General features: G+C 71.3%; 11 protein-coding genes (1 of these 11 cut by a window edge). 6 read left to right on the forward strand and 5 right to left on the reverse strand.

The annotated features are described in order from the left end of the window. Positions 1-9,696 carry the 3' portion of a non-ribosomal peptide synthetase gene (locus tag KGD87_RS09650; protein ID WP_284667166.1) on the forward strand. The gene continues 3,735 nt to the left of window position 1, outside the view, so the window shows 9,696 of its 13,431 coding nt (coding positions 3,736-13,431); its start codon lies beyond the left edge, outside the window; its stop codon occupies positions 9,694-9,696. Continuing rightward, positions 9,693-10,160 carry a DUF2269 family protein gene (locus KGD87_RS09655; protein ID WP_284667167.1) on the forward strand — a complete coding sequence of 156 codons (468 nt, stop codon included), beginning with the start codon at positions 9,693-9,695 and terminating at the stop codon, positions 10,158-10,160. Before KGD87_RS09650 ends, KGD87_RS09655 begins: the two co-directional genes overlap by 4 nt. An 85-nt stretch (positions 10,161-10,245) precedes the next feature. Here the strand turns inward: KGD87_RS09655 and KGD87_RS09660 are convergent, their stop codons facing one another. From KGD87_RS09660 to KGD87_RS09675, 4 genes are all read right to left on the reverse strand, one after another. Next, entirely contained in the window at positions 10,246-11,733 is a 1,488-nt protein-coding gene (locus KGD87_RS09660) for a DEAD/DEAH box helicase (RefSeq protein ID WP_284667168.1), read from the reverse strand. 325 nt (positions 11,734-12,058) lie between these two features. Beyond that, complete coding sequence (gene fusA, locus KGD87_RS09665) at positions 12,059-14,167, reverse strand: elongation factor G (protein ID WP_284667169.1); 2,109 nt, start codon at positions 14,165-14,167, stop codon at positions 12,059-12,061. A gap of 437 nt (positions 14,168-14,604) precedes the next feature. Then, positions 14,605-15,795: a cyclic nucleotide-binding domain-containing protein gene (locus tag KGD87_RS09670; RefSeq protein WP_284667170.1), complete on the reverse strand. Its 1,191-nt coding sequence runs from the start codon at positions 15,793-15,795 to the stop codon at positions 14,605-14,607. Between the two features lie 118 nt (positions 15,796-15,913). After that, positions 15,914-16,390 (reverse strand): FKBP-type peptidyl-prolyl cis-trans isomerase, encoded by a 477-nt coding sequence (locus KGD87_RS09675; protein ID WP_176416172.1) that lies wholly within the window; start codon positions 16,388-16,390, stop codon positions 15,914-15,916. 170 nt (positions 16,391-16,560) lie between these two features. On the opposite strand from KGD87_RS09675, the gene KGD87_RS09680 reads away from it, so the two are divergent. Then, a complete protein-coding gene (locus KGD87_RS09680) occupies positions 16,561-17,757 on the forward strand; it encodes a metallophosphoesterase (protein ID WP_284667171.1) in 1,197 nt (398 codons plus the stop codon). 15 nt (positions 17,758-17,772) lie between these two features. On the opposite strand, the gene KGD87_RS09685 is transcribed toward KGD87_RS09680, so the two are convergent. Beyond that, entirely contained in the window at positions 17,773-18,537 is a 765-nt protein-coding gene (locus KGD87_RS09685; RefSeq protein WP_350102512.1) for a ZIP family metal transporter, read from the reverse strand. 192 nt (positions 18,538-18,729) lie between these two features. Here KGD87_RS09685 and KGD87_RS09690 point away from each other — a divergent pair, with 192 nt between their 5' ends. The 3 genes from KGD87_RS09690 to KGD87_RS09700 are packed head-to-tail and all read left to right on the forward strand — an operon-like array spanning position 18,730 to position 20,275. Further along, positions 18,730-19,281, forward strand: a complete 552-nt coding sequence (locus tag KGD87_RS09690) for an RNA polymerase sigma factor (protein ID WP_284667173.1) — start codon at positions 18,730-18,732, stop codon at positions 19,279-19,281. Then, positions 19,278-19,943 (forward strand): DUF1109 domain-containing protein, encoded by a 666-nt coding sequence (locus KGD87_RS09695; RefSeq protein WP_284667174.1) that lies wholly within the window; start codon positions 19,278-19,280, stop codon positions 19,941-19,943. Before KGD87_RS09690 ends, KGD87_RS09695 begins: the two co-directional genes overlap by 4 nt. Beyond that, the gene (locus tag KGD87_RS09700; protein ID WP_284667175.1) at positions 19,940-20,275 is read left to right on the forward strand and encodes a Carotenogenesis protein CarS; all 336 of its coding nucleotides are present in this window, start codon (positions 19,940-19,942) and stop codon (positions 20,273-20,275) included. The genes KGD87_RS09695 and KGD87_RS09700 overlap by 4 nt, the downstream gene beginning before the upstream one ends. Positions 20,276-20,284 lie beyond the last annotated feature (9 nt).

Consider the following 20,284-nt stretch of genomic DNA (forward strand, 5'->3'; position numbering starts at 1 on the left):
GTTGCCTTCTGGCGTGACGCCTTGAAGGACGCCCCGCCCGTCCTTCCGCTCCCCACCGACCGTCCGCGCCCCGAACGGCAGCGGTTCCATGGGAAGACCCATGGCTTCGTGCTCGAAGCGCCGCTGGGCCAGCGGCTCGAGGCCATCTCCCGGAGCTCGGGGGCCTCGCTGTTCATGACCCTCCTTGGCGCCTTCGCCGCGTACCTCGGGCGCATCAGTGGCCAGGAGGACGTGGTGATTGGCTCGCCTGTCGCCAACCGCGACCGGCACGAGACGGAGGGAGTGGTCGGGTACTTCCTCAACACGCTCGCGCTCCGAGTCGACCTGTCGGGAGACCCGACGTTCTCCGAGCTGCTGCTGCGCGTCCGCAAGATGGCGCTCGAGGCCTATGCGCATCAGGACGTGCCCTTCGAGAAGCTGGTGGCCGCGCTCGAGCTGCCGCGAGGACTGGCGCACAACCCGCTGTTCCAGGTGATGTTCGTCCTCCAGGGCCAGAGCGGTGGCGAGCTCCAGCTCCCGGGTGTTCGCGCCGAGCTTCAAGCGCCGGAGAGCTCGACGTCGAAGTTCGACCTCACCTTCTTCGTGGAGCCGCGCGAGGGCGCGCTCGCCTGCAGCATCGAGTACGACACGGACCTCTTCGACGCGGACCGGATTGACAGGATGGCCGCGCACCTCGGCCGTCTGCTCCAGGCCATCGCCGAGGAGCCCGAGCTTCACACCTCCGAGCTCCCGCTCCTGTCCAACGAGGAGCGGCGCCTGTACGCCGACCTCAACCGCACCGAGCGCAGGTACACCGGTCACACCCTCCCCGAGCTGTTCGAGCGTCAGGCCCAGAAGACGCCGGACGTGGTCGCGCTGGAGCATCGGGGCGAGACGCGGACCTACCGGCAGCTTCATGAGGCCGCGGAAGCCCTGGCTGACCGGCTCGGCGCACTGGGTGTGGGCCCGGGGGTCCGGGTCGCCATCTGTCTGGACCGCTCTGTCATGGCGCAGGTCGCCCTCCTCGCGGTCCTCAAGGCAGGCGGCGCCTACGTCCCGCTCGACCCGACGTACCCGCCTGAGCGCCTTCGCTACATGCTGGAGGACGCCAAACCGCGCGTGCTCCTCACGGAGAAGAAGTACAGCGGTCTGCTCCCGTCCCAGGGCCTGACGCAGGTCCTGCTGGATGACGCGGAGGCGCCTGCCGCGAAGACGCCGCGGCCCCGGGTGGAACCGCATCATCTGGCCTACGTCCTCTACACGTCGGGCTCGACGGGCAAGCCCAAGGGCGTGGCCATGCCGCACCGGGCACTGGTCAACCTCATCGAGTGGCAGACCGAACAGGCTCGCCCCCTGCGCACGCTCCAGTTCGCGCCGCTCAACTTCGACGTGTCGTTCCAGGAGACCTTCTCCACCTGGTGCTCGGGTGGCACGTTGCTCCTCATCGACGAAGGCACGCGACGCGACCCGGACGCCCTGGCCGAGTTCCTCGAAGCGGCGCGCGTCCAACGCCTCTTCCTGCCGGCCGTGGCGCTCCACCATCTGGCACAGGCCGCGCTGCGCACCGAGCACCGCGTGCCGGGACTCGCGGAGGTCATCACCGCGGGAGATCAGCTCCGCATCACCGACCCCATCCGCCGCTGGTTCCAGGAAGGTGGCAAGCGCCTTCACAACCACTACGGCCCCACCGAGTCGCACGTGGTGACGGCGCACGAGTTGGAGGGCGACCCGCGGCACTGGCCCGGGCTGCCGTCCATCGGGCGCCCCATCGCCAACGCGGCGGTCCACGTGCTCGACGCGAACCAGCGTCCCGTTCCGGTGGGTGTCCCCGGAGAGCTCTATCTGGCGGGCACGTGCCTCGCGGACGGATACCTGTCACACCCGGACCTCACCGCCGAGCGCTTCGTCGACCTGCCCCTGTCTCCCCCTGTGCGGGCGTACCGGACTGGCGACCTCGGCCGGTTGACGGTGGATGGGACCCTCGAGTTCCTCGGCCGCGCGGACGACCAGGTGAAGATTCGCGGCTTCCGCGTGGAGCCCGGCGAGATTGAGCGCGCCCTGTGTGCCCACCCCGACGTCCGCGACGCGGCGGTCATCGTCGACGGTGAGGCCTCGCGCGAGAAGCGACTGGTGGCCTACGTCGTCCCGGAGACGGTACGACTGTCCGAGCTGCCCGACTTCCTCGCCAGGGACCTGCCCGAGTACATGGTCCCCGCGCTGTTCGTGCCGCTGCCTGAGCTGCCCCGGACGCCCAGCGGTAAGGTCGCGCGCCGTGCGCTCCCCGCACCCGTCGCGCCAGAGCAGACGGAGCGCTCGTCCGAGCCGCCCCGCACACCCACGGAAGCGACCGTCGCGCGCGCCTTCGAGCAGGTCCTGGGCCGCGGTGCTGTCGGACGCGACCAGGACTTCTTCCAGTTGGGTGGCCACTCGCTGCTCGCGATGCAGGTCGTCGCGCGGATTCGCGGCGAAGTGGACGCCGCGTTCCGCGTCACCGACCTCTTCGAGAATCCCACCATCGCCGCCTTGAGCCGGGTGCTCGATGGGCGCCGGGGAAGTCAGACGCTGACGCTCGCCCGGATTGAACGGGCGCCCGAGGGCGCCGCCATTCCGCTGTCGTTCTCCCAGGAGCGGCTCTGGTTCCTGGATCAGCTCTACCCCGGCACCGCGGCCTACAACCTGCCCATGGCGCTGCGGCTGACGGGCACGTTGGACGTCAGCGCCTTCCAGGAGAGCCTGGCCGACATCGTCCGGCGGCACCCGGTGCTCGGGATGCGCTTCGTCGAGCGGGATGGCGGCGTGTGGCAGGAGCCGCGGGCGAACCAGGACGTTCCGTTCGAGCAGGTCTCCCTGGTAGCGACGTCCCCCGAGGCGCTCCGCCTGCTCATCGCGGAGGAGGCCGCGCGACCGTTCGACCTGACGAATGGCCCGCTGTTCCGCGCGAAGCTGTTCCGGCTCGACGAGGCGGCACACGTCGTCGTCGCGACGCTGCATCACACCGTCGGTGATGGCTGGTCCATCAGCGTGCTCGTGCGAGAGCTCTCCCAGCTCTACGCCGGGCGTGTCAGCGGCCAGCCAGTGACGCTGCCCGAGCTCCCCGTCGACTACCTGGACTTCGCGTACCAGCAGCGGCGGCACCTCCAGGGCGAGGTGCTGGAGCAGCGGCTCGACCACTGGCGCAAAAAGCTTCAGGGCGCGCCTTCGGCCCTGGACCTGCCCATGGACCGGCCTCGCCCTCCCCGGACGAGCATGCGCGGCGCCACCGAGCGCATCGCTCTGGGCAAGGGGCTGAGCGACGCCATCGAGGCCCTGAGCCTGCGCACGGGAGGAACCAGCTTCATGGTCCTCATGGGAGGCTTCGCGGCCTACCTGGCGCGCATCACCGGGCAGGAGGACATCGTCATCGGCACGCCCGTGGCCAACCGGGACCACGCGGAGCTGGAGTCCCTGATTGGGTTCTTCGTCGGGACGCTGCCGCTGCGCATCGACCTGTCCGCCAACCCGACCTTCGAGGAGCTCGTCGCGCGCGTCCGGGCCACCGCGCTGGAGGCCTACGCGTACCAGGACGTGCCCCTGGAGAAGATTGTCGAGGCGCTCGGGGTCGAGCGGAACCTGAGCCACGCCCCGCTGTTCCAGGTGATGTTGATGCTGCAGAACACCCCGGAAGGCCACCTGAGCCTTCCTGGGCTGGCGCTGGAGCCCATCGACCTGGCGATTCAGAGCGCGAAGTTCGACCTCACCCTGAGCTTCGAGCCCACGCGCGAGGGCCTGGCCGGCGTCATCGAGTACAGCACGGACCTCTTCGACGCGGACCGCATCGAGCGGATGGTCGCGCACCTCCAGGTGCTCTTCGCGGACGCGGTGGCGCATCCGGAGAAGCGGCTGTCGGAGCTCGCGCTGCTCCCCGAGCAGGAGCGCAGCGTCGTCACCGCGTTCACCCAGGGACGCGTGGTGGCGCCCACGCGGCACGTCCCGGCCCACCGGTTCGTGGAGGAGCACGCGGAGCGGACGCCGGAGGCCATCGCGCTCGAGCTGGGGCAGGAGACGCTTACGTATGGCGAGCTGAACCGCCGGGCCAACCGCGCCGCGCACCAGCTCATCGCGATGGGCGCCGGCCCGGAGAAGCTGGTGGCCCTGGCCGTGCCCCGGTCGTTCGAGATGATCATCGGCCTGCTCGCCATCTGGAAGGCGGGGGCGGCCTACGTCCCGCTGGACCTTTCGTACCCGAAGGAGCGGCTGGACGGCGTCCTGGAGGACTCGGGCGCCGCGCTCCTGGTGAGCACCCACGCGGCGGAGCAGCGGTGGCGAGCGCCGCAAGTGCGGACGCTCTGGCTGGACGCGCCCGCGGACGCCGCGCCCACCGGCAATCCCGACAGTGGCGTTCGCATGGAGAACGCCGCCTACGTCATCTACACCTCGGGCTCCACGGGCAGGCCCAAGGGCGTGATTCTGGAGCACCGGGGCCTGGCGAACGTCATCGAGATGCAGCGGCACGAGCTGGGCGCCGACGCGAGCTGCGTCATGCTCCAGTTCTCCTCCATCTCCTTCGACGTGTCGGTCTGGGAGATCGTCATGGCCCTGACCAACGGGGGCCGGCTCGTGGTGGCTCCCGCGGACACGCTGCTCGCGGGCGACGAGCTGGCCAACGTGCTGCTGGCTCACGGCGTCACGCACATGGTGCTGCCTCCGACGTCGTATGCGGCGCTCCCCACCGACCGCGAGTACCCCGCGCTTCGCATGCTGACGTCCGCGGGAGAGGCCCTCCCGCCCGAAGTCGTACACACGTGGGCGCGGCCCGGCGTCCAGTTCGTCAACGCCTATGGCCCCACCGAGGTGTCCATCATCAGCACGCTCGGCCACTGCCGGCAGGATGAACCGGGGGCTCCGCCCATCGGGCGCCCCGCCATCAACCTGGAGGGGTACGTCCTCGACCGTCACGGCGCGCTGCTGCCCATGGGCGTCCCGGGCGAGCTGCACATCGGAGGCATCGGTGTCGCACGCGGTTACCTGAACCGCGAGGAGCTCACGCGCGAGAAGTTCATCCCGCACCCGTTCAAGCCCGAGGCACGGCTGTACCGGAGCGGAGACCTGGTCCGCTGGCGCAAGGATGGCAACCTCGAGTACCTCGGGCGCATCGACCATCAGGTCAAGCTCCGTGGCTATCGCATCGAGCTGGGTGAAATCGAAGCGGTGCTCGCCACCTATCCCGGCGTGGCGAAGGCCGTGGCCAACGTGCATTCCGCGGGCGCACAGGGGGGCGTGAAGGCGCTGATTGCCTACGTCGTCTCGGCCCAGCCCGTGGAGGTGCAAGCGCTCCGTGAGTACGCCCGGAAGAAGCTCCCGGAGTTCATGGTGCCCGCGGAGTTCATCCACCTGGAGGAGCTGCCGTTGTCGTCCAGCGGAAAGGTGGACAAGCGACGGCTGCCGCCGCCGCGCTTCGAGGCGTCCGCGAGCGAGACGCGCTTCGTGCCCCCGCGCACGCCCACCGAGCAGACGCTCGCCTCGTTGTGGGAGTCACTCCTGGAGCGCCGTCCGATTGGCGCGGAGGACCACTTCTTCGACCTGGGTGGGCACTCGCTGCTGGCCGCGCAGGTCATGAGCCGCGTGCGGAGGACATTCGGCGTCGACGTGCCACTCTCCGCCATCTTCGAGCAGCCGACGCTGGCGGCGCTGGCGGCGGTGATTGCCGCCAAGGAGGCCGCGCCACGGCTCCCGCCGCTGGTCCGGCTGACGAGCCCCGGGGACCGGCCCCTTTCTTTCGCGCAGGAGCGGCTGCGCTTCCTCGCGGAGCTCGAAGGACAGAGCGCGGCCTACAACATCCCCATCGCGTTCACACTGCGGGGCGCGCTGGACGAGGCCGCGTTGCGACGGAGCCTCCAGCGCGTGCTGGAGCGCCATGAGGTCCTCAGGACGCGCTTCCCACTCGTCGATGGTCTCCCGGTCGCCCGGGTGGCCGACGCGGAGTTCTCGCTGACCGTTGAGGACCTCCGCCACGCCAGCGCGGCGAGCCTCGGCCAGCGGCTGGCCGAGGAGTCCGCCCGGCCCTTCGCGCTGGACGTGGGCCCCGTGGTGCGCGTGCATCTGTTCAAGCGCGCGGACGATGAACACGTGCTCCTGGTGGCCATGCACCACATCGTGTCCGACGGCTGGTCCTTCGGCGTGATGATGCGTGAGTTCACGGCGCTCTACGCCGCGGAGGTCCGGGGCGAGCCCCTGGCGCTTCCGGCCCTCCCCATCCAGTACACGGACTACGCGGCGTGGCAGCGGAGCTGGCTCGATGGTCAGGCCCGGGAGCAGCAGCTCGGCCACTGGCGCAAGGCGCTCGCCGGTGCGCCCGCCGTGCTGGACCTGCCCACCGACAGGCCCCGGCCCGCGGTCCGGAGTCACCGGGGTGCCACCGAGCCGCTGACGTTGGCGCCCGACGCGGCCCAGGCCCTCACCTCGCTCTGCCGCGAGCAGGGGGTGACGGCCTACATGGCGTTGCTCGCCGCCTTCGGCGCCTACCTGGGCCGGGTGAGCGGGCAGGATGACGTGGTCATCGGTTCGCCGTTCGCGGGCCGCCGCATCGCCGAGACGGAGCCGCTCATCGGGTTCTTCGTGAACTCGCTCCCCCTGCGCATCGACCTGGGCGGAGAGCCCACGTTCCTCGATCTCCTCCAGCGCGTCCGCCGCCAGGTGCTCGACGCCCATGAGCACCAGGACGTCCCCTTCGAGAAGCTGGTCGAGGTGCTCAAGCCGGAGCGCGTGCTCGGCACCAGTCCGCTCTTCCAGGTGATGCTCGCGTACCAGCAGACGCACACCGCGAAGATGGCGCTGCCGGGCCTGGAGGTCACCCCGGTGGCCATCCCCAGCGGCACCGCCAAGTTCGACCTCACCCTGACCCTGTCCGAGACGGCCCAGGGGTTCGAGGGCGTGCTGGAATACGACCTCGACCTCTTCGACGCGTGGCGCATCCAGGCGATGGTGCGCCAGCTCACGGGCTTCATCGCGCGGCTGGCCGCCGAGCCCCGGTCGAAGGTCGTGGACGTCGACCTGGTGAGCGCCGAGGAGCGTGTCCGGCTGATGCCTCGCGCGCCGGAGGCGACGCCGACCCTGCCCGCCGTGCACGAGGTCATCGCGGCTCAGGCGGAGAAGACGCCGACGGCCATCGCCGTCGAGGCCGAGGACGGCACCCTCACCTACGCGGCCCTGGAGGCTCGCGCGAAGGCCGTTGCCCAGGCGCTGGTCCAGCGCGGCGTCACGCCGGGGTCACTGGTGGCCCTCGCCGTGGAGCGCTCCGTGGGAATGATGGCGGGGCTGCTCGGCATCCTCAAGGCGGGCGCGGCTTACGTTCCGCTCGACCCGGACTACCCTCGTGAGCGGCTGACGTTCATGCTCGAGGACAGCGGCGCGCGGGTGGTCATCACGCAACCGCACCTCACCTCGCGGTTCCCGGGGGCCGACGTGGTGGTGCCCGGGGATGACGCCCTGGAGTTGTTCGAGCCACGGCGCGGCGCGCTCGCGTACTGCCTGTTCACCTCCGGGTCGACGGGGCAGCCCAAGGGCGTGCTGATTGAGCATTCCGCCCTGGCAAACCACATGGCGTGGATGAGCGACGCCATGCCGCTGGGCGAAGGCGACCGGGTGCTCCAGCGCACGTCGCTCAGCTTCGACGCGTCGGTCTGGGAGCTGTTCGCCCCGCTGATGGTGGGAGCCCGGCTGGTGCTGGCGCCGCACGGCCTTGGCGCGGACACGGAGCACCTGGCCCGGGTGCTGCGCGAGCGCGACGTGTCCGTGCTCCAGCTCGTGCCCTCATTGCTGACGGCGCTGGTGGAGGAACCCGGCTTCGTGAACCTCCCGGCGCTCCGGCGCGTCTGCGTGGGCGGAGAGCCCCTGCCCTCCGCGACCGTCGCCACGCTCTTCAGCCGCTCGAAGGCGGAGGTGTGGAACCTCTACGGGCCGACGGAGGCGACCATCGACGCGCTGGCGCACCGCTGCCAGCCTGGACAGGTGGGCGCGCACGGCCCGACCGAGCCCATTGGCCTGCCCATCCACCGGATGAAAGCGCTCATCCTGGATGCAAGGCTTCGCCCCGTCCCGGAGGGTGTCCCCGGAGAGCTCTACCTCGCCGGGCCCGGCCTGGCGCGCGGCTACCTCAACCGCCCGGAGCTGACGCAGTCGCGCTTCATCGAACACGCCTTCCCCGGAGGCCCGACGCTGCGCATGTACAGGACGGGTGACGTGGTCCGCCGGCTGGCGGATGGCACGTTCCTGTTCGTGGGCCGCGCCGACCGACAGGTGAAGCTGCGTGGGCATCGCATCGAGCTGGGCGAGGTCGAAGCCGCCATTGCCCGGCACCCGGCGGTGCGTGAAGCCGTGGCGCTGGTGCGCGGCGCGGGTGGGGACTCCCGGCTGGTGGCCTTCGTGGTGCCCCATGCGTCCGCGCAGCGCCCCGACCCCACCGAGCTCCGGAGCTTCGTCGAACAGCAGCTCACCGCGAGCATGGTGCCCGGGCAGTTCGCCCTCCTGGACGCGCTGCCGCTAGCGCCCAACGGGAAGGTGGACACACGCGCGTTGAGCGCGATGGAGCTCGCCGACGCGCGCGTCACCGCCCTGGAGGGCCTGCCGCGTGACGCACTGGAGCTGGAGTTGGTCCGGCTCTTCGAGGAGGTGCTCGGCGTGCGCGCCGTGGGCATCCACGACAGCTTCTTCGACCTGGGCGGCCACTCGCTGCTGGCGCTCAAGATGAAGCTCGCGGTGGAGAAGCGCCTGGGCCGCCCGCTCCCGCTGGTGTCCCTGTTCAGGCATCCGACGCCCGCGCAGCTCACGGCGGTCCTCCGGACCGAGAACGCGGCCGTCTCTCCCCTCGTGCCGCTCACCCCGGAGGCCCACGCCTTCATGGCCGGCGCCACGGACTCGAACCGGACGCCGGTGCTCTACCTGGTGCCCGGTGGGGGCTCGACGCCGTTCTACCTGCTGTCCCTGGCCAGACACCTGGAAGGCGTCGCCGTGTTCGGCCTCCAGCCCCAGGGCCTGGATGGTGAGGCGCCACCGCACGAGACGGTGGAGGCCATCGCCGCGTGGTACGCGGACGCCATCCTGGCCATGCAGCCCGAAGGGCCCTACTGCGTCGGTGGCCACTCCATGGGCGGACACATCGCCTACGAGCTGGCCCAGGAGCTCAAGGCCCGCGGACGCGAGGTGGGCGTGGTCGCCATGCTGGACACCCTGGCGCCCTTCCCCGAAGTCACCCGACCCCAGGGCGAGGGCTGGGACACAGCGCAGTGGATGCTCCACCTCGCCGGCATCATGGAGGCGTTCTTCAACGTGAAGATCGACCTCGCCCTGCCCCAAGTGCGCGCCATGAGCGAAGCCGAGCGGCTCCAGTTCTTCGTGGCACGGCTCCAGGCCGCGGCGGTCCTCCCCGAAGGCGCGCAGCCCGTCCACGTGCAGGGCATCCTCAACGTGGCGCGGGCCCATGACGCGCTGAACTACCGCCCCCGCCGGGAGCAAGCGGTGCCGCTGGCGGTGTTCCGCGCGGAGGACCGCAGCGGGCACAGCACCGCGGCGCTCGATGCGCTCGTGGGAGACAGCGCGCTCGGCTGGAGCCGGTTGACGCAGCAGGCCTGCTCGGCCTACCCCGTCCCTGGCACGCACCTGTCGCTGCTCCGCGACCCGCACGCGGCGGTGCTCGCCCAGCACCTGCTCGCGCTCATTCCCCGTCCGGCACCCGCCCCATGAACGTCCATAACGTCCTGAAGCTGCTGCACCTCATCGCCGTGGTGGTGTTCCTGGGCGACATCGTCGTGACGGCCGTGTGGCGGCTGCTCGCGGACAGGACGCGCGAGCCCCGGGTGATTGCCTATGCTCTGCGCCTGGTGCAGTTCACCGACAAGTACCTGCTGGTGCCCAGCGTCTTCGCGCTCGCCGCCACTGGCATGCTGCGCGCGCACCTCCAGGGCATCCCCCTGTGGACGAACCCGGCGCTCGCCGCGGGACAGGTCTGCTTCATGCTGTGCGGCATCGTCTGGAGCCAGACGCTGCGTCCCATCCAGGCGCGGCAGCTGGTCATGGCCGAGGCGCTCGGTGACGCCTCCGGGGCCTCGTTCGACGACTACCTGCTGCTCACGAAGAAGTGGTTCCGCTGGGGCATCCTGGCCATGGCGCTCGCCTTCGGCTCCATGGCGCTGATGGTCCTCCACTGAAACGAGAAAGGGAGCCCGCCCCATTGGCGCGAGCTCCCTTCCCGGACTTCACGGCGGGCTGTCGCCGCCGTCTGGACTCAGCCGCCTAGAACCACTTGGGCGACGAGCGACGCGGAGGAGGCGACGAGGCCTCGGGGGCCTTCGCCGGCGCCACCGCGGGACGGCCACCCCCCGAACCGCGGGCGCCACCCTGGCCACCCCGGCTGGCGTTGCCACCGGAGCCACCCGAGCCCTGGGCCGAGCGGCCACCCTCGGGACGGCCCTGACCACGGCCTCCTCCTCCACCACCCCGGCGGCGCCGCGAAGCGCCCGCGGAGTGCCCGCCTCCCCCCCCGTTACCGGCGGGACGCGGCGCGCCCTGGGAACGCCCCCCGTTGCCCGAAGGCCGGGCCTCCGGCGCGGCGCCGGACGCGTGGCTCACCGGACGCGGCGCGGGCTGGCCCGAACGGTACGGGTGGTTCTCCACCACGGGCACGTTGCGGCGGATGGTGCGCTCGATGTCGCGCAGGTACGCGCGCTCCTCGGCGTCGCAGAAGGACACGGCCGTGCCACTGGCCCCCGCGCGGCCGGTGCGGCCAATGCGGTGCACGTACTGCTCCGGCACGTTGGGCAGGTCGTAGTTGACGACGTAGCTCAGCCCGTCAATGTCGATGCCGCGCGCGGCGATGTCCGTGGCCACGAGCACGCGGAGCGTCCCGGAGCGGAACTCGTCGAGCGCGCGCTCCCGGGCATTCTGGCTCTTGTTGCCATGGATGGCCGCCGAGCTGACGCCCGCGCCCTCCAACTGCTTCGCCACCCGGTTCGCGCCGTGCTTGGTGCGGGTGAAGACGAGCGCGCGGGAGATATTGCCTTCCGTCAGCAGGTGCGTCAGCAGGCCGCGCTTCTGCTCGCGCTCCACGAAGTACACCTGCTGGCTCACCGTCTCCGCGGTGCTGGAGGCGGGCGACACCTCAACGCGGATGGGGTCCGTGAGGATGCTGCGCGCCAGGTCCACGATGTCCAGGGGCAGCGTGGCGCTGAAGAACAGCGTCTGCCGCTTGGGCGGCAGCGCCTTGATGACGCGCCGGACGTCGTGGATGAAGCCCATGTCGAGCATGCGGTCCGCCTCGTCGAGCACGAATACCTCGAGCGAGCGCAGCGACACGAAGCCCTGCTCCATCAGGTCCAGCAGGCGGCCCGGCGTGGCCACCAGCACATCCACGCCACTGCGCAGCGTCTGCACCTGCGAATTCTGGCCCACGCCACCGAAGATGACGGCGTGACGCAAGGGCAGCCCCTTGCCATAGGTCCCGAAGCTCTCGCCCACCTGGCCCGCCAGCTCGCGCGTGGGCGTCAGGACCAGGCAGCGCACCGGGCGCGCCCCGCCCGCGGGCGCCTTGGCTGACAGCCGCTGGAGGATGGGCAGCGCGAAGGCCGCCGTCTTGCCTGTGCCCGTCTGGGCCACGCCGAGCACATCGCGCCCGGCCAGCGCATGGGGGATGGCCTTCTGCTGAATGGGCGTGGGGGTGGTGTAGCCCTCCGCCTTGACGGCGCGCAGGAGGGTGTCGTGCAGCTGAAGTTCGTCGAAAGTCATGGGTTCCTGATGTTGAGGTAAGCCCACTTCCTCCCAGGGGGAGGAAGCCCGCGCAGCGCGCCCAGTCGGACACATGTCCGGGGCGCCTGGCGGTGCGCGGTCGGGCCCAGCCGGCCGAACCGCTTTGGGAGCGGATGGAAACAGGGGGTCTCCCCTACCCATTCCGGAGAATCGCGGGGGACCCTGCACTTTCCCGCCCCGGAAGTCCCGTGAAATCAACAGCTTGCTTGCCGGTTTTGCGTTCACAGGTCCTTCCAAGTCGAAAGACCCGGAATGCCCTGCCGGCCCCGGGAGCCAGGAAGGGCTCCCGGGGCCGCCCTTCACCTCAGGCCCGGGCCTCCGCCGCCGAAGCGGCCTGGTGGGCCTCCGGCACCGGTTCGTAAGCCCCCAGACGCATGCTGGCCTGGGCCCGGCCCTGGGTGCGGCCGCGCAGCCCGGTGACGTAGCCGAAGAGGCGGGCCATGGGCACCCGCGCGGTGACGAGCCGCGCCCCGCCGCGCGCCTCCATGCCCAGCACCCGCCCCCGCCGCGCCGCCAGGTCTCCCAGCACCTCGCCGAGGTACTCCTCGGGCGTGGTGACCTCCAGCTCCATCACCGGCTCCAGTTGCTGCACGCCCGCCCTGTGCACCGCCGCCTGGAGCGCCAGGGAGCCGGCCACTGCGAAGGCCTGGGGCGTGGAGTCACGCACGTGCGTGTCCCCATCCACCAGCCGCACCTCCACGTCCACCAGCGGCACGCCGTCCCGCACGCCTCGGGCCATGGCCCCGGCCACGCCCTTCTCGATGGCGGGCACCAACTCCTTGGGGATGGTGCCCCCGCGCGTGTCGTCCGTGAAGACGAGCCCCGCGCCACGCGGCGCCGGCCCCACGTCCAGCACCACGTACGCGTACTGTCCGGGCCCGCCCGACTGGCGGACGTGGCGGTACGCCTGACGCACCGGGCGCCGGAGGGTGTCGCGCCAGGCCACCTGGGGCTGGCCCACGCGGGCCTCCACGCCGTGCTCTGTCCTCAAGCGGTCCACCACCACCTCCAGGTGCAGCTCACCCATGCCGGACAGCAGCACCTGGCCGCTCTCCGGGTCCACGCCCACTCGCAGCGACGGGTCCTCCGCCGCCAACCGGTGAAGGCCGTCCTCCAGCTTCGTCAGCTCCGCGGGCGAGCGCGCCTCCACGGCGAGCTGCACCACGGGGTCCATGACGCCCAGTGACTCCAGCACCACGGGCTCCGCCAGGTCACACAACGTGTCGCCCGTGCGCACGCCCTTCAGCCCGAGCGCCGCGCAGAGGTCCCCCGCATGGACCTCCGCCACTTCTTCGCGGCGGTTGGCGTGCATGAACATCAAGCGCCCCACCCGCTCACGCCGCCCGGTGGCGGGGTTGAGCAGGACGGTGCCCGCGCGCAACGTGCCCGAATAGACGCGGAGGAAAACGATGGCGCCCACGGCCTTGTCGCTCATGAGCTTGAAGGCCAGGGCGCAGGGCGGCCCCGAATCGGACACGGGCCGGGACACACGCGCCTCCGTGCCCGGGACAAAGCCCTCCACGGCGGGCATGTCCGACGGCGCGGGCAGGTAGTTGACGATGGCGTCCAGCAACATCTGCACTCCCTTCTTCTTGAAGGCCGACCCGCACAGCACCGGCACCAGCGTCCGCGCGAGGGTACCCGCGCGCAGCGCGCGCTCCAGGTCCTCGGCGGTGATGTCCTCCAGCCGCCCGTCCACGAACTTCTCCAGCACGGCGGCGTCCGCGTCCGCGCACGCCTCGATGAGCCGCAGCCGCTGCGCCTCCACCTCCGCGCGCACCGCCTCCGGCACGCCCTGCTCGCCGACGAAGCCTCCGTCTTCCCCGTCGAACGTCACGGCCCGCATGCGAACCAGGTCCACCAGCCCGCGGAACGCCGAGCCTTCACCCAGGGGCCACTGCACGGCCACCGGACGCGCGCCCAGCCGCGCCTGGATGGACGCGACGCTCATGGCGAAGTCCGCGCCCACCTTGTCCATCTTGTTGATGAAGGCGATGCGCGGGACGTTGTACCGGTCCGCCTGCCGCCACACCGCCTCCGACTGGGGCTCCACGCCCTGGCTCGCGTCGAAGACGGCGACCGCGCCGTCCAGCACGCGCAGCGAGCGCTCCACCTCGATGGTGAAGTCCACGTGCCCCGGGGTGTCCAGGATGTTGATGCGGTGGGGCACACCCGCGCCCATCCCCTGCCGGGGTTGCCAGAACGCGGTGGTGGCCGCGGAGGTGATGGTGATGCCGCGCTGCTTCTCCTGCGGCAGCCAGTCCAGCTCCGTGGAGCCGTCGTGCACCTCTCCCACGGCGTGGATGCGCCCGGTGAAGTAGAGGACGCGCTCGGTGAGCGTCGTCTTCCCCGCGTCGATGTGCGCCATGATGCCGATGTTGCGATACCGCTCGATGCGTGTGTGGCGAGACATGAAGGACTCCCGTTCCCGTCGGGCAGCGAGGCCCGCGGGTTGAGTTGAGGCGCTGGTTGAAGCGAAGGGACGACGCCGCGAAGGCCCCGGCGGCACACACGCGCGGCTCGCCGGAGGGGCGCGTCAGGCCCGCTCAGGGACGCATGAGGACACACGAGGACGCGGCATGAGAGAGAGGGCGGAGCCGGGACTCACGGCACACGGGAACCAGCCAACCCGCGCGCCGGAGGACACCGGTCCGCCCACTCAAATGTCGAGCAGAACCTCGTGACGGGGGGCGAGGCGCACGTCCGCCGCCGGCGCGAAAGCGCGCGCACTCAGCAGGGCGTTGAAGAAGACGGGCCTCATGATGCGTTTGAAGTAATGCACAGACGTCGCGCTGTCAATCCGGGCGCGAGTGTGAACACGCGCGCCCGGAATGACAGACATGCGCGCCGTCAGGTGCTGAGTGCCCGCACCCGCGCCGCGAGGTTGTGCGTGAAGAGGCGGAAGATGCGCAGCGCCGCCGCGTCATGCGTGTCCAGGTAGTGCTGGAACCCCGCGCGGGTGATGCGCAGCGCGCGGACCGCCGTGCGCGCGCGGACCTGCGCGGACACCGGGGCATCCTGCACCAGGGAGATTTCCCCCAGGTACGCGCCAGGCCCCAGCGTGTTGAGCTGGCGTGCCTCCGGCTCCGGACCGCTGAACACGTCCACCGCGCCCTCCAGGAGCACGAAGAGGCCGCTGCCCGGAGCGCCCTTCTCCAGCAGCACCGCGCCGGCCGGGATGAGCACCTGCCTCGCCACGCGGTACAGGTCCTTCATGTCGTCGAGCGACAGCTCCCCGAAGATGGGGATGGCCTTCAGGTAGTGGTAGCCATTGGACTCCGGCGCCGCCGAGTTCGAGGGCAGGCGCGCGATGACGGCCTTCGCCTCCGCGTCCATGCCCAGGCGGTGCAGCAGCCGGGCCTTCTCCGCGGCCAGCGCCGGGTCTCCCCGGGCGGTCTCCGAGCCGCGCATCGTGTCGGCCAGGAGCGCCAGCGCGCGCCGCGTGAAGCCCTCCCCGTCCAGCAGCTTGCACATGCGCAGCACGGACTCCAGGTGACGCGGGTCACCCGAGGGCACGCTCGCGAGCGCCTCCACCTCCGCGTGCGGCTGGCCCAGGTCGCGGTAGATTTGCGCCGCCTCATACGGACGGCCCAGGCGCACCAGGCAGTGCGCCATGGCCTCGCGCGCGCCCAGGCCACGGTAGGCCTCCAGCGCGCGCTCCATGGCCCCGCCCCGCTCGAAGGCGGCCGCGGCGCGCTCCACTTCACCGGCGCGCAGATACGCCTCCGCCGCGTCCACGTAACGCCCGCCCTGGACGTACAACTCCGCCACCAGGGCCGCCGCGCCGCAGCCATCCAGCAGGCGCGCGGCCCCCGAGAAGTCGCGGGCCTGGCGCAGGACCTCCGCCAGCCGCTGGCGCTCCGCTACCGCGGCCTGCGCGGCCTCCTTCTGGAGCCGCTCGCGCTGGGAGCTCCCCAGCTCCTCGTAGAGCTGCGCCGCCACCTCGGACGACGGCTGCATGAGCAGCACGTGGAACGCGCCCTCCCCCAAGACTGCTGCTCGGGGGCCTTCCAGACTCATCTCCGCTTCGGACCGCGACATCACGCGCCTCCCCCATTCCGGGTCACCACGCACCTCCGGACCGGTCCACGCCGGTCCGGACTTCCCGGAAGACACGGAAATCCTATAACACGTCGGCGAGCGGAGTTCCTCGCCTGCGTCAGCGGACGGACACGAGCTCGGTGTCGAAGATGAGGACCGTGTAGGGCGGAATCCGGCCGCCCGAGCCGGTGGCGCCGTAGCCCAGGGACGACGGGATGATGAGGCGGCGGCGGCCCCCCACGCGCATGCCGACGATGCCTTCATCCCAACCGGCGATGACCTGCCCCACGCCCAGGGTGAAGCCAAGGGCGGGCCCATTTCCGGTGGCGTCGAAGCTCCGGCCGTCCGGCAGGTAGCCCGTGTAGCGCACCTGCACGCGCTTGCCCGACTCGGCCAGCGCGCCATCCTCCACGAGGAACGTGTCGTGGATGTAGAGCCCGCTCTCCAGGCGGGTCATCGCGGCCAGGTCCACGTTGAGCGACTCCGCGTACGTCACCTTGGTCGGGTCTCCCGAGTCGGGGTTGACGCTCTCGTCGTCGCCACAGCCGAGCAGCGAGACAGCCAGGAGCATGGGAGCCAGCAGGGAGCGGAGCATGACGACCTCGAAGGAGTGCGCGGACCGGGAATCGGCCTCGCGGGACGGCGCAGCCTGCACCGGCCCGGCGGCGCGGGAAAGGGGCCTGGGGTGCGCCTGCGCCACCTTCCTGCCTGTCCCCCTGGAATCCTGGAGCGCGGCGGGAAGGCGTCCGTTATGCAGGGTTCCCGATGCCACGCTGGGTCAGCCTGCTCCTCTTCTTCGTTCCCGTGCTCGCCGTGCTGTCGGTGGGCCATGTCTATCTCTACCGCCGGCTTGTCCGTGACGTGACGAAGCGCAAGTGGCTGCGGCGCACCGCCCAGGGGCTGTTCGCCGTGGGCTTCGTGGGCGCCCTGGGCGCGCGGGCCATTGGCGCCGTGCTGCCCTCCGAGGGGGCGAGGCGCCTGGGCATTGTCTTCCTCCTGTGGATTGGCCTGGTCCTCTACCTGCTCATGTTCACCCTGGCGGTGGACACGGTGCGGACCCTGGTCGCGTGGCGTGAGCGCCGCAAGGCCCGCGCGGCGACGCCCCTCCCCACCGCGCCCGCCTCGCCGGAGCGCCGGGCCCTGCTGGGGCAAGGGCTCGCGGTGGGCGCGGGGCTCGCGGGCGTGGCGGTGAGCTCCTACGGCGGCTGGCGCGCGTACCACCCACCCGACGTGCGCGACATCCCCGTGCGGCTGCCCCACCTGCCGCGCGCGCTGGAGGGCCTGACGCTGGTGCAGCTCACCGACATCCACATCGGCGGGGTGATTCAGCGCCGCTTCATGGATGAGCTGGTGGCCCGCACCAACGCCCTCAAGCCGGACGTCATCGCCATCACCGGGGACCTGGTGGACGGCTCCGTCGCTTCGCTTGGTGTCTTCGCAGCCAGCCTGGGGAAGCTGAGCGCGCGGTACGGCACCTGGTTCGTCACCGGCAACCACGACTACTACTCGGGCGCCGATTCGTGGGTCGCCTTCCTGGAGGGGCTGGGCATCCAGGTGCTGCGCAACCGCTCCGTGTCCATTGGAGACGGCGCGGCGTCCTTCCAATTGGCGGGCGTGGATGACTGGAGCGCGCACCGCATGGGCGAGCGCGGCTATGACCTGGACGCGGCGCTGCGCGACGTGCGGCCCGACAGGGCCTCCGTGCTGCTGGCGCACCAGCCATCCAACTTCGACGAGGTGGCCCGGCGCGGCGTGGGGCTCCAGGTGTCAGGGCACACGCACGGCGGACAGATGTTCCCGGCCAACCTGATGGGCGACCTCATCTGGGGAGCGCGCAACGCGGGCCTGAGCCGCACGGGCGACTCGCTCATCTACGTCAGCCGGGGCTGCGGCTTCGTGGGCCCGCCCATGCGCGTGGGCGCGCCTCCGGAGATTGCCCGCCTGGTGCTGCTGCCCGCGTAGCCCCAGCGGGCGCCGTCAGCCCAGCGACATGTCCAGCACCAGCGCGAGCACGAAGCCCCACATGAGGCCGGTGGTGGCCTCGCGCTCGAAGCCGCCGCGGTGGCTCTCCGGAATCATCTCGTGGCTGATGACGTAGAGCATCGCTCCGCCCGCGAAGGCCAGTCCCCACGGCAGCAGCGCGGAGCTGAGGGACAAGGCCAGGAGGCCGAACAGCGCCCCCACCGGCTCCACCATGCCGGTGAGCAGCGCCAGGAACGCGGCGCGCGCCGAGGACGCCCCCGTGGCCCGCAGCGCCAGCGCCACCACCAGGCCTTCGGGAATGTTCTGCGCGCCGATGCCCAGCGCCACCGACAGGCCCAGCTCCGGCTGCGGCGCGGCGAAGGACACGCCCACCGCCAGTCCCTCCGGGAAGTTGTGCAGCGTCATGGCCAGCACGAACAGCAGCACGCTGTTCCACTTCGCGCCGCCGTGGCCTTCATGGCCCTTGAGGGAATGTTCGTGCGGCATCAGGTCGTGCCACACGCGCAGGAACAGTCCACCCAGCAACACCCCCGCCGCCACGCGCAGCGCCGCCGAGAGCCCGTCATGGCCCTGCCCTCTCACCAACTCCATCGCGGGGATGACCAGTGAGAAGGACGTGGCCGCCAGCATCACCCCCGCGCTGAAGCCCAACATCCGGTCCTGGGCCTTCCGGCTGAGCTCCGAGGTGACGAGCACGGGCAGCGCGCCCAGTCCCGTCGCCGTGCCCGCCAGCAGGCTTGCCACCAACCCCGCCCCCATGCCTTCGATGCTCCAATGGTCCACGCGTCCGAGGTGCCTCCGCGCCCAACACTAACGGCCTCGCCCTCCGGGGCAGGACGGGATGTTGGCGGCGCACACAACCCCGCGACTTTTCAACGATTTTCCCGCTGGACCTTGAGAATCGCGACCGCTGGAAACACTTTCGCGAGCGGCCCGTAGAGGAGCCGGGTGATGCGGAGCCAAACGGACGAAGAGCTCATGGAACGGTTTCGCGACGGAGCATCGGACGCCTTCGAGGACCTCTTCGCGCGGCACGCGCCGCGGGTCCAAGGCTTCCTGGCCCGGATGGTGCGCAATGGCGCGCTCGCGGAAGACCTGCTCCAGGCCACCTTCTTGTCCGTCATCCGCTCGCGAGGCCGCTACGAGCCCGGCACCCGCTTCACGCCCTGGCTGATGACCATCGCCGCGAACGCCGCGCGCGACGCGCTGAGGCACCAACGACACGTGGACGCCTACGCCTCCCGGGAGGACACCGCGACACCCGCGTCCCCGGCGCCAGATGACAGCGACCCGGCGCTGCGCAGGCACCTGCTGGACGCCTTGCAACGACTCCCCCCGGACCACCGTGAAGCCGTGGTGCTCAGCAAGGTGGAGGGCTGGTCCTTCGAGGAGATTGGCGCGCTGCGAGGCATCAGCCCTGGCGCCGCGCGGCTGCGGGCGCACCGGGGCTACGAGAGGCTGCGAGAGCTGCTGGGCGAGCTGGCGCTGGAGGTGGCGCGATGAAGCCACCGGTGGACCTGGATCCGCTGCTCACCCAGGCGCCCACGAAGGACAACGCCGCGCTGGAGCGCGTGCTCGCCGCGGTCCGGGGCGAGCTTGCGCTTCGTCGTCCGGTGCGGCGCTGGCGCACGCAGGCCGTCTGGCTGATGGCGGCGTCCGCGGGCCTGGGCCTGCTGGCGGCCGGGGTGATGCTCGCGGTGGGCGCCGTCACCGGCCCGCTGCTCCTGGCGCGCGCGCCGCTGTTGGCCATGCTGGTGGGAACCAGCGCGGTGTGCGCGTGGGGCGCGCTGTCCCCCAAGGGCCGCTGGGTACGCCGGCTGGGCGTGGGGCTGGCGGTGGTCAGCGCGGCGGCCCTGGTGCTGGCCCGGGCCACGCCACACGCCCCCTCATCGCTCCCGGGCTGGGTCTGCACCGTCAGTCACCTGGCCATCGACGTGGTGCCGCTGGGGGTCGCGCTGCTCGCGCTGCGGGGCGCCTTCTTCCAGCCGCTGCGCGCCGTGGTGGCGGGCCTGTCCGTGGGTGCGACGGGCGCGCTGCTCGGCGAGCTCGCCTGCGAGAAGGACGCGCGGCACGTCCTCACCCACCACCTGCTCGCATGGGTCGTCATCACCGCCGTGCTGGTGGTCATCTCGAAGTCGCTCAAGCCCCGCTCCTACGCGCCATGACCCAGGACCCCTCACTCATCATCTGTCAGGACGTGGACGGCGCCCCGGTGCGCATTGGCGCGACGGTGAAGGTCGTGCCGCACTCCGGGGACGGCACCATCAGCCAGCGCTTCCTGGGCAAGACGGGCATCGTCGTGGGGCTGGTGTTCGACGACCCGGCCACGCAGTACCCCGATGACCCGCTCATCCAGGTGCGCGTCAAGGGGATGGGCGAGGACCTCTTCTTCCCGGAGGAGCTGGAGCTGGCCCCGGAGTGGGCTCGCAACCGGATTGCCCAGCACCGCAAGGCCGTGCGGGCCGGCGGCCGGAGCTCGCTGGAGCGCATGTCCTGACGGGGCGGG

Origin of the sequence: Myxococcus sp. SDU36 (genome assembly GCF_030168875.1) — a bacterium.
Classification (GTDB): Bacteria; Myxococcota; Myxococcia; order Myxococcales; family Myxococcaceae; genus Myxococcus; species Myxococcus vastator.

Bases quoted from the DNA above. Each gene is read 5' to 3' on its own strand.
- KGD87_RS09660 (WP_284667168.1), bottom strand. From the start codon at position 11,733: ATGACTTTCGACGAACTTCAGCTGCACGACACCCTCCTGCGCGCCGTC.
- KGD87_RS09675 (WP_176416172.1), bottom strand. From the start codon at position 16,390: ATGCTCCGCTCCCTGCTGGCTCCCATGCTCCTGGCTGTCTCGCTGCTC.
- KGD87_RS09680 (WP_284667171.1), top strand. From the start codon at position 16,561: ATGCCACGCTGGGTCAGCCTGCTCCTCTTCTTCGTTCCCGTGCTCGCC.
- KGD87_RS09685 (WP_350102512.1), bottom strand. From the start codon at position 18,537: ATGGGGGCGGGGTTGGTGGCAAGCCTGCTGGCGGGCACGGCGACGGGA.
- fusA (WP_284667169.1), bottom strand. From the start codon at position 14,167: ATGTCTCGCCACACACGCATCGAGCGGTATCGCAACATCGGCATCATG.
- KGD87_RS09700 (WP_284667175.1), top strand. From the start codon at position 19,940: ATGACCCAGGACCCCTCACTCATCATCTGTCAGGACGTGGACGGCGCC.
- KGD87_RS09695 (WP_284667174.1), top strand. From the start codon at position 19,278: ATGAAGCCACCGGTGGACCTGGATCCGCTGCTCACCCAGGCGCCCACG.
- KGD87_RS09690 (WP_284667173.1), top strand. From the start codon at position 18,730: ATGCGGAGCCAAACGGACGAAGAGCTCATGGAACGGTTTCGCGACGGA.
- KGD87_RS09670 (WP_284667170.1), bottom strand. From the start codon at position 15,795: ATGTCGCGGTCCGAAGCGGAGATGAGTCTGGAAGGCCCCCGAGCAGCA.
- KGD87_RS09655 (WP_284667167.1), top strand. From the start codon at position 9,693: ATGAACGTCCATAACGTCCTGAAGCTGCTGCACCTCATCGCCGTGGTG.